This window comes from Candidatus Symbiopectobacterium sp. NZEC151 (assembly GCF_025962655.1).
GTDB lineage: Bacteria > Pseudomonadota > Gammaproteobacteria > Enterobacterales > Enterobacteriaceae > Symbiopectobacterium.
Genome location: NZ_JAGFPE010000001.1, coordinates 162041 through 175373 on the forward strand (window position 1 = coordinate 162041; position 13333 = coordinate 175373).

Below are 13333 nucleotides of genomic sequence, written 5' to 3' on the forward strand. Positions count from 1 at the left end.
GAGGTCAATATGGCAGAGCAACAAGCGGACGATCCCAAAGCGGTTACGGTAGGGGATGGATTAGCCAAAGTGCACGAAGCGGCAGAGCAGTTAACCGAAGAGGAGATCGACGCGTTGGCGGATGCTGCGCGTGCAGCGGCGCAAAATGCTAATAAAGAACGTCCGGATTGATCGCAGGGTGGTGAACGAAAGTGGCAGGTTTTTTGCACACTTAGCACCACAATGCAGAGAAACCCTATGCAGACAACAGACTGATTTCTGGTGACGAGGACGCGATGATGGACGACAAACTGCTGATAGACGGTAAGCTCGAAGCGGGCCAGGGCGCTGCGCTGACGGTGTTCAACCCCGCGACGGGGGAAGAGATTGCACGTATACCCCAGGCAGACCTGCACCAGGTTGATGCAGCCGTGCGTGCTGCGGAGAGCGCTTTTGCGCAATGGGGGCAGACCACGCCAAAAACCCGCTCGTTGCTGCTGTTGGCACTGGCGGATGCTATCGATCAGCACGCAGAATCCTTTGCGCGTCTGGAGTCGCTGAACTGTGGCAAACCCTACCACGCCGCGTTAAATGACGAACTGCCCGCCGTGGCGGACGTGTTCCGCTTTTTCGCCGGTGCAGCAAGATGTCTGAGTGGTTCTGCCGCCGGTGAATATCTGGAAGGGCACACCTCAATGATTCGACGCGATCCCATCGGCGTGGTGGCATCCATTGCGCCCTGGAACTACCCGTTGATGATGGCCGCCTGGAAACTGGCACCCGCGCTGGCGGCCGGTAACTGTGTGGTATTGAAGCCGGCGGAGCAAACGCCGCTCACCACGTTTCATCTGGCATCTTTACTGGCCGACATTTTCCCTGCGGGTGTGGTCAACGTGGTATTCGGTACCGGAGCGGCCATCGGCGACGCGCTAACCGGGCATCCGCTGGTGAACATGGTGTCGCTCACCGGATCGATTGCAACCGGGGCACACATTTTGTCGCATACCGCCCCCAGTATTAAACGCACGCATATGGAACTGGGCGGCAAAGCGCCGGTAATCGTGTTCGATGATGCCAATATCGATCAGGTAGTAGACGGCATCCGCAGCTTTGGTTTTTACAACGCCGGGCAGGATTGCACGGCGGCCTGTCGCTTGTATGTGCAGCGCGGCGTCTATGATGAGGTGGTCAGCAAATTGGGTCAGGCCGTCGCCAGCCTCAATATGGGCGACCCTAACAGCGAGGATACTGAGCTTGGGCCGTTGATCACCGCCGCACAGTTGGAGCGTGTCGCCCACTTCGTCGAGCAGGCCAGCGCGTTGCCACACATTCAGGTGGTTACGGGGGGGCAACGCGTTGAAGGGCCGGGGTACTACTTCCAGCCGACCGTTCTGGCGGGCGCACAGCAGGATGATGATATTGTACAAAAAGAGGTGTTTGGCCCGGTGGTGTCGATTACCCCGTTTGACGATGAGGCGCAAGTCGTCGCCTGGGCCAATGCGTCCGGCTACGGGCTGGCGTCCTCGGTGTGGACGCGCGACGTGGGGCGGGCGCATCGTCTGGCGGCCTGTCTGCAATATGGCTGCACCTGGGTCAATACCCACTTTATGCTGGTGAGCGAAATGCCGCACGGTGGGCAGAAACTGTCCGGCTACGGCAAAGACATGTCGATGTATGGATTGGAGGATTACACCGTCGTGCGACATATAATGATTCGTCATTGATCGTTGCGAGGTTGTGTTTCGTAAATGTTAATGTAAACCGCTGTTATCAGTGTTGATATCCGGCGTCAGGGGCAATAGAGGCACTGACGCCAGCGCCTTTTAGGGGGTTATTCAGATGCCCCATCGTGGGGCAATATGCGCGATAATGGGGCAATCATGTTGTTTTTCCATATATTTACTCCCATTAGCGTTTCCGATACGGTAGTTAATTCCGATAAGTACGCATAATCCCACCGCTTTGTTCTTGCTGGCCTTCCAATGTAAAAATTTTGTTTCAAAGTGCGCCTTTTGACAGACAATTGGCGTGTTCTGTGCATTAATTAAATTGATATCACATGATATCCGTTGCGAAGGAGCACAGTTTGTCCAGACTACGCACTACACTCACCCCGTTAGAGTGTTCTCAACGGGCGCTACAGTGGGTCCATAAAGAGACCCTCACGCAAGAAGAAACCATCGCATTAAATCAGGAAGTGCTGAGCAACTTCCGCGATTACGTCAATCCGGGTTTTCTGAGCTACAGAAAATCCGTCACCTCTGGGGGGGACTTTGGCGCCGTAGAGTGGCGCGCCAGCGGTCCGAATACGCTTGTTGATACGCAAGGAAAGGAATATCTCGATTGTCTGGGGGGGTATGGCATTTTCAACGTTGGCCATCGTAACCCGACGGTGCTTGCGGCAGTAGAGAGTCAGTTGGCCAAGCAGCCGTTGCACAGTCAGGAATTGCTCGATCCGATGCGTGCCATGTTGGCGAAAACGTTGGCGGCGCTTACGCCGGGCAGTTTGCAGTACAGCTTTTTCAGCAACAGCGGCACCGAAGCGGTGGAAGCGGCGCTGAAATTGGCTAAAGCCTATCAGGCACCGCGCGGACGCTTCACTTTTATCGCGACCAACGGTGCCTTTCACGGCAAATCGTTAGGTTCATTATCCGCAACGGCCAAACCGGCATTCCGTCAACCGTTTATGCCGCTGTTGCCCGGTTTTCACCATGTGCCCTTTGGCGACATTGAGGCCATGAAACAGCAGGTTGCCCTGTGTGAAAAACGCGGAGACGGCATTGCGGCTATCATCCTGGAGCCAATTCAGGGAGAAGGCGGTGTTATCGTTCCCCCCGCTCACTACCTGCCGGCGGTTCGCGCGCTGTGCGATGAAATTGGCGCGTTGCTGATTCTGGATGAAGTGCAAACCGGAATGGGGCGCACGGGTAAAATGTTTGCCTGTGAGCACTATGGTGTGCAGCCGGATATCCTCTGTTTGGCGAAAGCGCTGGGTGGCGGTGTGATGCCCATCGGCGCGACCGTGGCGACAGAAGCGGTCTTTTCCGTGTTGTTCGATAATCCGTTCCTGCATACCACGACGTTTGGCGGTAACCCGTTGGCCTGTACTGCGGCGTTGGCGACCATTAACGTTTTGCTCACGCAGAATCTGGCGGACAGAGCCGCACAACAAGGGGCGTTTTTACTGGATGGATTACGGCAGTTAGCCACCGACTATCCAGAACTGATTGTCGAGGCGCGCGGTTTAGGATTGCTGCAAGCGATCGAATTCAGAGAAAACGAAATTGGCTACGCCTTCGCCAGTGAGCTGTTTAAACGCGGCATTCTGGTGGCGGGTACGCTGAACAATGCCAAATCGGTCCGTATCGAACCGCCGTTAACCATTACCCACAACCAGTGCGCACAGGTTTTGCTGCAAGCCGGTGAGGTGTTGAAAAAACTGCGGGGTGCACAACCGAATGACATTCAACTTAAGGAATACGCTGTAGGGTGAAACGCTACCTTGATACGCTGAGTAAAACTCATGCACGAAAGCCGGTCTGCAACCAGACCGGCTTTTTTTATGCGCCGCGCTGCTCCAGTGCGGTTAACAGTGTGTCTAACAGGCCGGGGAAAAGCGCATCCAGATCGTCACGTCGCAGCGAAAGGAGGTTTTCTCGGCCATTAGGGCGTTGCCAAATCACGCCACTGTCGCGCAATACCCGCCAATGGTGCGACATGGTGGATTTTGCTGCCCCTTGCGAAAGGGCTCCGCAGGATTGCTCCCCCTGCTGGGCTAAAATACGTACTACTTCTAACCGTACCGGGTTACCCAAAGCCAGTAAAACGTTCTCTAATCGAATCTGCTCAGGTTCGGGATGGTGAGCGATCATAGTACTCCGTATCCATTTATTAACGACGCCGTCTGGTCGCCGTAACCGTTCGTCAGCGGTCACTATAGCGGGAGTGTTTGATGATGTCATCCTGACGTGTGTTTTACGCCTTGCTGTAATTATCCTTGCTCCAGAATTCATTCTCAATGGCACTATTGAGTTGATGTTGAGAAAAGAAATCAGCAATCAGCGCGCGATCAATCTCAAGCTGCATTTTTTTTAATACTATTTTTCCCGCATTTATTTCGGCATCTGGGATATTTTTTAATATGTTCTTTCGCAGCAAATCATCAACATTTTTTTGGTATTCAAACTCCAGCATATGGTATCTTTTCTCCTGAGCGGCCCGTATTTTTTCTGGCGCAAGCCGTTCAATCAACGCATGTAACGGCTCCCACTGTGCGAGCCAGGCTGGAAATTGAATGTTTTCATTTTTTTTAATGGTTTTCTCCGCCGAGATTAGGTCCTCTGCTGAAATTTTTGAGCAAATAAAACTGTGCATATCTGGCGCGAAGTGTTGCAAATCTAACGCGCTGTGCAAACGGGTTTGGAAACCGAGGTAAACTTCAACTTCATCCGTGTTAGGATGCCGCTTCATATGCTGATTGGCCATTATCGTTAATTGTCTGGTGCGATAAACGCGTCTGGCTATGGTAATCAACGCATCCAGTTGGTTGTCATATTTTCCCTTGTTAATGTCGTCAACAATCATCACTTGCTGCATCTGGTTGTAAGTAAACAGGGTCTTGTCGTTGCAACTGGCGGTTCCGTCATAGGCGATAGCAAACAAGGTTTCTGCCAACGAGGGTGATAAAACAATATTGTCCAGAAACGTTCTGATGTGCTGTTTAAATTCCGAAGAGTGAGTAACGACATCACAGGCTCTGAGTTTACTCAAGAATTGGGAAAATGATGTACTGTTGCTGTTTTTAGCAAGCGTCTCCCAGTGTGCCAATTTCGTTAGGTGTGGTTGTGATACCAGAGGTTTGCTGTTTAGATCTTCTGGCGTATACCAATGGTGGATCTCCATAAGCAACATTCTACCCTCTGTGGCAGTGTTTATATTTACCTCTGAGGGAAAGTAATTTAACTGCGGCTGGAAAAGAATTCTCAGTATATCTGCCGTGGTATTTCCTGCATTCACAGAAGGGCGGGGCGGGGCGCTGATGGGTATTTCATGGCTTAACTCTGAGAGATTGCCGGGATATATGGCGTTATACTGTAGTTGAAGATATTCGTTTTGTGCACGATTGACCCGTGTTAAAAAAATACCGGCTCTGATTGGGTTTCTATTACTCCATCTGGCGTCTGATGTGAACGTGAGATGATCTGCTAATTCATTAACATGGGAGTAGGGCATGGTGATATCCTATCAGTCAAAGGATTAATATCTTTTTTTTTGATAGCCATGTCTTGCATATTCCACTTTTGTTTTTAGGGATAAATAAAAGTTATTATTCACGCTTTTGTTTATATTATGGTTTTTATAAAAAGCGTTTCGAGTTAGGCCCGTTTTTTGTAACCAAAACCTATCACCGATTGCAGGGAATGTTGCTGAGGCGTAGGCTGCAAGTGGGCCATCCTCCAGACGTCCATCAACGCGCAACGGATCGCGATTGGGCAACCTGTTGAATGACATTTTCAAAAAAATAGTTCGAATATACTCGAACAGTTGTACTATAATCGTCGCCGTTATCAATCCGGGTTCTCCCTGCGACAGTTCACTGCCACGTCCGAACCCTTTCGTTATTAAGGACACATCATGGCTCGTACAACGTCTATTGACCGTTACCGCAACATTGGCATCTCTGCACACATCGACGCGGGGAAAACCACCACCACGGAGCGCATCCTGTTTTACACCGGGATGAGCCATAAGCTGGGTGAAGTGCATGACGGTGCGGCCACGACTGACTGGATGGCGCAGGAGCAGGAGCGCGGGATCACCATTACCTCTGCGGCAGTGACCTGTTTTTGGCAGGGGATGGACAACCGCTTTGACCAGCACCGCATCAATATTATCGACACCCCAGGGCACGTGGATTTCACCATCGAGGTAGAGCGCTCGATGCGCGTGCTCGACGGCGCGGTGATGGTGTATGACGCTGTGGGTGGCGTTCAGCCGCAATCGGAAACCGTCTGGCGTCAGGCCAATAAGTACCGGGTTCCGCGTCTGGCGTTCGTGAATAAAATGGACCGCGCCGGTGCCGATTTTTTCCGCGTGCGCCAGATGATGGTTGAGCGCCTGAAGGCCAATCCGGTGCCGATCGTCGTGCCCATCGGCAGCGAAGAGCATTTCAGCGGCGTGGTCGATTTGGTGAAGATGCGTGCCATTTTTTGGGATGATGCCACTCAGGGGATGACCTTCAGCTACCAGCCCATCCCGGCTGAGGTGGTGGAAACGGCGCAGGTATGGCGTGAGCAGATGGTGTCTGCGGCGGCGGAAGCCTCCGAGACGTTGATGGATCGCTATCTTGAGCAGGGCGATCTGAGCGAAGCGGAGATCGTACAAGGCTTGCGTCTGCGCACCATTGCCGGTGAGATTCAGCCTATGCTGTGCGGCAGCGCGTTCAAAAACAAAGGGGTGCAGCGCCTGCTGGATGCCATTGTGGAACTGATGCCTTCACCGCTGGATATTCCGGCGGTGCAGGGGGTGGATGAGCAGGGCGCACCCGCAGAACGCCATGCCGATGACGATGACGCGTTCTCGGCGTTGGCATTCAAACTGATGAGCGATCCGTACGTCGGTCAATTGACTTTCGTGCGTGTTTATTCGGGCGTGCTGAGCAAAGGCGACAGCGTCTATAACCCGGTGAAGGGCAAGCGGGAACGTATTGGCCGTATCGTACAAATGCATGCCAATACGCGGCACGAGGTCGATGAGATCCGCGCCGGTGATATCGCCGCCTGTGTCGGACTTAAGGATGTCACGACCGGTGATACCTTGTCCGATCCCGATACGGTTATCACGTTGGAACGGATGGTCTTCCCGGAACCGGTGATCGCGTTGGCGATCGAACCGAAAACCAAAGGCGATCAGGAAAAGATGGCGCTGGCCTTGCAGCGATTGGCGGCAGAAGACCCGTCGTTACGCCTGAAAACGGACGAAGAGTCAGGCCAAACCCTGATTGCCGGTATGGGGGAACTGCATCTGGAGATCATCGTTGATCGCATGCGACGTGAATTTGGCGTGGAAGCGAATGTCGGTCGACCGCAGGTGACCTATCGCGAAACGATACGCCAGACGGTAACGGACGTAGAAGGCAAGTTTGTGCGCCAATCCGGCGGTAAAGGACAGTATGGTCATGTGGTGCTGTCACTCGAACCGCTGGCCGCCGGTGCCGGGTTCACCTTTGTGGATGCCACCAAGGGCGGCGTGGTGCCGCGTGAGTACATCCCCTCGGTGGAAAAAGGGGTGCGGGAAGCGATGAGCAACGGCGTGTTGGCGGGTTATCCGCTGGTGGATGTGAAAGTCACGCTGACGTTTGGTTCCTATCATGAAGTGGACTCGTCAGAAATGGCGTTTCGCATGGCGGCGATCTTCGGTTTTAAAGAGGGAGTAAAACGCGCGCATCCGGTGATTTTGGAACCGATGATGCAGGTGGAAGTGGAAACACCAGAACCCTACGCCGGGAACGTGATGGGGGATTTATCCTCACGGCGTGGCATGGTGCAAGGCATGGAAGAACGGCTGGGTGACCGGGTGATTCGCGCCGAGGTGCCGCTGTCAGAGATGTTTGGCTATGCCACCACGCTGCGTTCCATGACCCAAGGGCGCGCTACCTTTACCATGGAGTTCAAGCATTACGCGGAAGCACCGCGCAACGTGATGGAGGCGATTATCACGGCGCGCGCCAAAGCCTAGTGCACCCTTTCATGTGAGTGAAAAACCCCGGCAAACGTTGCCGGGGTTTTCTTTTTTTTGCACTTACCACGGCATACCCATTATCGCGCTGTTTCATTTCGATATTTCTGTTTTTTCATACCGAACTTTGGCTTACCATAGCTGTATCCTATCATTTGGCGTTAAATGGCTTTCTGATGCGTTATTTGGCTGTTGTGTTACCCCTGCTGTTGGCTGCCTGTAGCAGCCATGCCCCCGCACCTTCGGCGGCAGATCCTGCCACCCAACCGCCGGTAGCCGGTGGCTTTCTGTTGCAGCCTGAACATACCGGGCCACTGCAACAGGGTGATTTTGCATTCAATAAAGAAACAGACCGTTTTGTTGCACGTATGGTGCAAGAGCACGGTTTCGATCGCCAGCAATTGCACGATGTCCTGATACAGGCCAAAAAGCTCGATTGGGTGATCCGTTTGATGGATCAGCAAGCACCGGTCTCAGCCGGTGGACCTCCGACGCCAAACGGGGCTTGGGTGCGTTATCGCAGCAAGTTCATTACGCCGGATAACGTGCAAAATGGGGTGCTGTTCTGGAATCAATATAACGACGCATTACAACGCGCCTGGCAAACCTATGGTGTGCCGCCCGAGATCATCGTCGGCATTATTGGCGTGGAAACCCGCTGGGGCCGGGTGATGGGAAAAACCCGCATCATTGACGCCCTGGCGACGCTGGCGTTTGCCTACCCGCGCCGCGCCGACTATTTTGCCGGTGAGCTGGAAACCTTCCTGCTGATGGCGCGCAAAGAGGGAGACGATCCGCTCTCGCTCAAAGGCTCCTATGCGGGTGCCATGGGCTACGGCCAGTTTATGCCATCGTCGTTTAAGCAGTACGCGGTCGATTTCAACGGTGACGGGCATATCAACTTGTGGGACCCGGTCGATGCCATTGGCAGCGTGGCCAACTACTTCAAAGCGCACGGCTGGACCGCCGGTGCCGAGGTAGCCATCCCGACACAAGGGCAGGTGCCCAACACCTGGGACAGCGGTTTCAAAACGCGTTATCCAGTGGCGACGCTGACGGCGGCCGGGCTGCGTACTGCCCAACCGCTGATTGGTCATACCGAGGTCAGTTTACTGCGCTTGGATATGGGCAACCAATTCCAATACTGGTTCGGCTTGCCGAATTTCTACGCCATCACCCGCTATAATCACAGCGTCCACTATGCGATGGCCGTGTGGCAACTGGGGCTGGCGGTGAAGCAGGCCAGCCAGGGTAACGCCGTACAGGCAATGCCCACCCGTCAGCCGACGAGTGGGGCGCAGCCTAGCCTGCGCTGGGAATAAACGTCACGCTGGGGCGTTGCCGTTATTGCGGATCAACGCCTGATACCAGTAGAAGCTGTCCTTCTTGATGCGCGTCAACGGGGTGGGATCGAACTCACCCCGATCGATATAGACAAAGCCGTAGCGCTTCTTAAAACCATCGCTCGAACTGAGCACATCGATAAAGGTCCAGGGGTTGTAGGAGATAACCTGTGCACCGTCCTGAATGGCGAGCCGCATCTGCTCGATGTGATCGCGAATATAGGCAATGCGATAGTCGTCGTGCACCTTACCGTCCGGCGTGAGTTCATCGCGTGTACCCAATCCATTCTCTGTCACCATCAGCGGTAGCCGATAGCGTTCATGCAGTTCACGAAATGCCAGGCGAAAGCCAATCGGATCGATCTGCCAGCCATATTCTGTTGCCTTCAGGTAGGGGTTCTTTTCACGCTGATAGTAACCGGGGATTACGGACGCCAAACGATCGCCCGTTTCGTCTTTGATGCGCTCAATGTCCTGTACGCTGATGTCTGCCGGGCAGGCGCTGGCAACGTTGGTGCGATAGTAGTTAAAGGCGATGAAATCCGGCGCATGCTGGCGCAGATAGTCAAAATCACCGTCTTCCACCTGCGGATACCAGCCGTGCTGTTGCAAAAATGCGGTGTAGTAACCGGGATAGTCGCCATAGCAATGCACGTGCAGCATGGCGTGGTTGCGCAGATCGTGGTTGTGACGCGCGGCTAAAACATCTTCAGGGCGCGGTGATGCCGGGTAGATAGGCACATAGGAGACCGCCGGACCAATCTTCGCCTGTGGCAGCAGTTCATGGCAGGCTTCAATCGCCTTAGCGGTCGCCAGAAACATGTGATGGTTCATCTGATAGCGGCGGCGATCGGCCTCGTTGGCGTCCAGACCCTGCAATCCCATAAGCACATCCACTGACAGCATCAGGTTCTGTTCGTTAATGGTCAGCCAGTATTTCACGCGGTCGCCAAAGGCGCTAAACAAGGTGCGCGCATATTTCTCGAAATCGGCGATGGATTCACGCGCCAGCCAGCCTCCGTACTTTTTATTCAACCCTTCCGGAAAATCGAAATGGTACAGGGTGACGATGGGTTCAATGTGGTGGTGGCGCAGTTCATCAATCAGTGCCAGATAAAAATCAATCCCAGCCTGATTCGGCTCGGCTTCATCGCCATTGGGGAAAATACGGGTCCAGGCGATGGAAAAACGGTAAGAGCGCAGGCCCAGTTCGGCCATCAAGGCGATATCTTCCCGCCAGTGGGTGTAGTGTCCACTGGCAACTGTGGTATCAGCCTGTTGATGAGATTTCAGCAACGCGCGCGTGTCCGCGGTGGAAAGCCCTTTGCCATCCTCCAGATAGCCACCTTCTACCTGAAAAGCGGAGGTGGCGGCGCCCCACAGAAAGTCGGCGGGAAAGTCAGTTTTTATCTTGTTCAGCATGCAATCACCTTGGTGTAGTAGAAAATGGTCATGAGTAAATGTGTTCTCGCACGGTGCGGCTTTTTACCGCCTGTGCCTGATACAGCGCCACGTTGTCCGGCTGCGGCGAGAAGCGCCATGTGTGTTGATGGCGGGCAATCTGTTGGTGGGCTTGCGCGTAGCTGCGGTAGTGTTGCAGCGTGACCACCGCAGAGATCCAGGCACCCGCCGCCGTGGCGTTATCCTCGAGTGCCACCACCGGGCGGTTGTAAATATCTGCCTGAATCTGGTTGAAGGTGCCGAATTGGGTGATGCCACCCGCGGTGTAGATATCGGTTATTTCCCCCACCAGCGGGGCGATGCCCTGAATCTGGTGATGAAGTTCATGGGCAATTCCTTCCAGAATGGCGCGGGCGAAATCCCCCCGTGTGTGGTGCAAGGCGATGTCATAAAAGAACGCTTTTGCTTCACCGGGCGATTGCTGGACGAGCTTCCCTTTGAAAAAAGGCGACAGCACCAGCCCGTATCCGCCGGGCGAGGCGGCGCTGACTTCCTGGTTGATGGTGTGATAGTCGCCGTCAGCCTGATAGAACGTGCGGTTGAACCAGTCGTAAGCGCAACTGGCGGAGAGCAACGCGCCTTCAATCACGATGTTGCCCGGCAGGGCAGCGTGGTTGTAGGCAAAATGGCCGTCGAGTGGTGCAGTGCTTAGCGTTGCGGCCATGCCCATGACGTAGGCACCGGTGCCGACATTGACGATCACCCGGTCTGAAGCGAACTGCCCCATGCCCAAGGCGCAGCACTGCTGATCGCCACCGGCGCTGATCACCGGAATGCCCGCCGGCAGACCGACCTGCGCGGCGATCGACGGTTGCAGTGCACCGACCACGCTGCCGGGAGGGAGCAAGGTGCAGAGCTTGTCCTTATCGAGCTCGAACAGCGCCAATAAGCTGTCATCCCACTGCCGGGTGCGCAGGTTAAACAGGTTGGTGCGTGACGCCAGCGAATAGTCGGTACAAAAACGGCCGGTCAGCCTGTGTAGCAGGAAGTCGTGGATGCCGACCAACTTTGCGGCGCGGTGATACAGTGCCGTTTGGTTTTGCTTCAGCCATCGCATCTTGGCGGCGGAAAACACCGGTGAAATCGGCAGTCCGCAGCGTTGATGCACCTGAGGGGAGGCATCAGCCAGGCTGTCGCACAGCGCCTGTGAGCGCGTGTCTTGCCACATCAGCGTGGGTGACAGCGCGTTGCCTTGCGCATCGACAGCGATAATTGACGAACGCTGTGACGTCAACGCCAGCGCGTGCAGCGCCAACCCCTGAGCGGAGAGATACTGCGCCGCCGCGTGCAGCAGCACCGCCAATGCATCATGCCAACGCTGCGGATCCTGTTCCACGCGTCCGTCATCGAAATAGCGTGGCGTGGTGCTGACGGCGTGCTGAAACTGCGTGGCACCCTGTATGTCGAACAGCACCAGCTTCATCTGTGTGGTGCCGGTATCAATTACGGCGATCGTCATCTGTGCGGCCTCCCTTGTTTCAAATCTGTCTCGGCTCAAGCCTGCGTGGCCTGAGTGCGCATGGTATTATCCAGCCGTTTGAAAAATGGATAGTAAATCAGCGTGTTGAGCACGATCAGAAACACCTGTAGCAGCGCAAACAGCCAACTGCCCTGGATAAAGGCGTTAGCAAACACCGGCATACCGATCACGTTGAACACGCCAATCATGCGTGGCAGCACGTCGGTTGCGATCAGGAAATAGGCGACGGTGACGTTCAGTGCCGGGGCCAGCACGAACGGAATCGCCAGCATCGGATTAAGTACAATGGGAATACCGAAAATAATCGGCTCGTTGATGCACAGGAACGAGGTTGGCAACGCCATACGGCCTAACTTCTTCAACCCTTCACTTTTGGCTTTGAAGGCCATCAACAGGTTCAGACCCAGCGTGGAGCCACTGCCACCCAGACTGGCCCAGATGCCCCAGAAGGCATAGCCGACAATGTGCGGCAGCGGATCGCCATTTTGAAACGCGGTCAGGTTTTCCAGATCCATCGCCAGATAAAGCGGTTTCCAGATAGTGCCGGTGACCATCGGACCGTGAATGCCAAACAGCCACAGCACGTGCGCTACCACCACAAATGTGATCATACCGCTGTAAGAGCCGGTGATGCCGAGTAAGGGCTGCTGGATAATAAAGTAAATGTAGGCGTGCAAGCTGCCGGCGGAGGTCAGTTTGAACAGGGCCGCAATGGTGGCAAAAATAATGACGTTGATGATGGCGGGGATCAGGCCGTTAAAGGTCTCCGCGACCACTGGAGGGACGTTGTCGCCCATACGTATGGTGAGCTGGCGATCGACAACAAAGGAATAGATTTTATTCACCAGCAGGGCAACCATAATCGCCACAAACAGCCCGCCCGCCCCGAGATATTTAAACGGCATGACCTCCGCGCCATCCACTATCGTCACCGGACTGGTGATCAGAAAGCACATGATAGCAATCGAGCTGACCACCATTTCATTATGGCCCAGCGAGCCTGCCAGTTTATAAGCAATAAAGAAACACACGTAAATCGACATTATTTTTAACGTCACGCTGGCGGGTAATGCAATCGCCTGCTGTAATCCGTGTGCCTTAATAAAAGCCAAATAACTGTCAATCGGCAGATTCGCCAATAGCGTGGAAAATGCCCCGATAATAAATACTGGAAGTGCAGCGGTAAAACCGTTGGAAATTGACATCAAATATTTGTTGCTTTGCATGTGCGAGGCGGCTAATTGCAGCCCGGACATGGCATTTTGTAGGTTAGCCATCTTTCTTTCCTTTATAATTATACGTACCGGATAGAAAATTTTTGGTATAGAACGCC

Annotated in this window: 10 protein-coding genes; 5 read left to right on the forward strand and 5 right to left on the reverse strand. The window is 54.2% G+C overall.

Annotated elements, in window-relative coordinates; all coding sequences use genetic code 11:
• Positions 1-9 precede the first annotated feature (9 nt).
• The 3 genes from J5067_RS00705 to ygjG all read left to right on the forward strand — a co-directional run bounded on the left by J5067_RS00705 (position 10) and on the right by ygjG (position 3472).
• Entirely contained in the window at positions 10-171 is a 162-nt protein-coding gene (locus tag J5067_RS00705) for a hypothetical protein (protein ID WP_264641964.1), read from the forward strand.
• A gap of 107 nt (positions 172-278) precedes the next feature.
• On the forward strand, positions 279-1703 hold the full coding sequence (gene patD / locus J5067_RS00710) for an aminobutyraldehyde dehydrogenase (protein WP_264643673.1): 1425 nt from the start codon (positions 279-281) through the stop codon (positions 1701-1703).
• Between the two features lie 362 nt (positions 1704-2065).
• Positions 2066-3472, forward strand: coding sequence for a putrescine aminotransferase (ygjG, locus tag J5067_RS00715; RefSeq protein ID WP_264641965.1), 1407 nt, complete (start codon positions 2066-2068; stop codon positions 3470-3472).
• Between the two features lie 67 nt (positions 3473-3539).
• Here the strand turns inward: ygjG and J5067_RS00720 are convergent, their stop codons facing one another.
• Together J5067_RS00720 and J5067_RS00725 are read right to left on the reverse strand one after the other, a co-directional pair.
• Positions 3540-3851 (reverse strand): helix-turn-helix transcriptional regulator, encoded by a 312-nt coding sequence (locus J5067_RS00720; protein WP_264628262.1) that lies wholly within the window; start codon positions 3849-3851, stop codon positions 3540-3542.
• 103 nt (positions 3852-3954) lie between these two features.
• Entirely contained in the window at positions 3955-5211 is a 1257-nt protein-coding gene (locus J5067_RS00725; RefSeq protein ID WP_264650195.1) for an NEL-type E3 ubiquitin ligase domain-containing protein, read from the reverse strand.
• 402 nt (positions 5212-5613) lie between these two features.
• Here J5067_RS00725 and fusA point away from each other — a divergent pair, with 402 nt between their 5' ends.
• Positions 5614-7716, forward strand: a complete 2103-nt coding sequence (gene fusA, locus J5067_RS00730) for an elongation factor G (protein WP_264650196.1) — start codon at positions 5614-5616, stop codon at positions 7714-7716.
• Between the two features lie 176 nt (positions 7717-7892).
• Positions 7893-9038, forward strand: a complete 1146-nt coding sequence (gene mltB / locus J5067_RS00735) for a lytic murein transglycosylase B (protein ID WP_264641968.1) — start codon at positions 7893-7895, stop codon at positions 9036-9038.
• 3 nt (positions 9039-9041) lie between these two features.
• Here mltB and J5067_RS00740 read toward each other — a convergent pair whose 3' ends face one another.
• Genes J5067_RS00740 through J5067_RS00750 form a run of 3 tightly spaced genes read right to left on the reverse strand, consistent with a single transcriptional unit; the run spans position 9042 to position 13277 of the window.
• Entirely contained in the window at positions 9042-10481 is a 1440-nt protein-coding gene (locus J5067_RS00740) for a glycoside hydrolase family 1 protein (RefSeq protein WP_264628026.1), read from the reverse strand.
• 28 nt (positions 10482-10509) lie between these two features.
• A complete protein-coding gene (locus J5067_RS00745) occupies positions 10510-11979 on the reverse strand; it encodes an FGGY-family carbohydrate kinase (RefSeq protein ID WP_264650197.1) in 1470 nt (489 codons plus the stop codon).
• 35 nt (positions 11980-12014) lie between these two features.
• Entirely contained in the window at positions 12015-13277 is a 1263-nt protein-coding gene (locus J5067_RS00750; protein WP_264641971.1) for a PTS sugar transporter subunit IIC, read from the reverse strand.
• Between the last annotated feature and the right edge of the window lie 56 nt (positions 13278-13333).

Bases quoted from the DNA above. Each gene is read 5' to 3' on its own strand.
- J5067_RS00705 (WP_264641964.1), top strand. From the start codon at position 10: ATGGCAGAGCAACAAGCGGACGATCCCAAAGCGGTTACGGTAGGGGAT.
- patD (WP_264643673.1), top strand. From the start codon at position 279: ATGGACGACAAACTGCTGATAGACGGTAAGCTCGAAGCGGGCCAGGGC.
- J5067_RS00720 (WP_264628262.1), bottom strand. From the start codon at position 3,851: ATGATCGCTCACCATCCCGAACCTGAGCAGATTCGATTAGAGAACGTT.
- J5067_RS00725 (WP_264650195.1), bottom strand. From the start codon at position 5,211: ATGCCCTACTCCCATGTTAATGAATTAGCAGATCATCTCACGTTCACA.
- fusA (WP_264650196.1), top strand. From the start codon at position 5,614: ATGGCTCGTACAACGTCTATTGACCGTTACCGCAACATTGGCATCTCT.
- mltB (WP_264641968.1), top strand. From the start codon at position 7,893: ATGCGTTATTTGGCTGTTGTGTTACCCCTGCTGTTGGCTGCCTGTAGC.
- J5067_RS00740 (WP_264628026.1), bottom strand. From the start codon at position 10,481: ATGCTGAACAAGATAAAAACTGACTTTCCCGCCGACTTTCTGTGGGGC.
- J5067_RS00745 (WP_264650197.1), bottom strand. From the start codon at position 11,979: ATGACGATCGCCGTAATTGATACCGGCACCACACAGATGAAGCTGGTG.
- J5067_RS00750 (WP_264641971.1), bottom strand. From the start codon at position 13,277: ATGGCTAACCTACAAAATGCCATGTCCGGGCTGCAATTAGCCGCCTCG.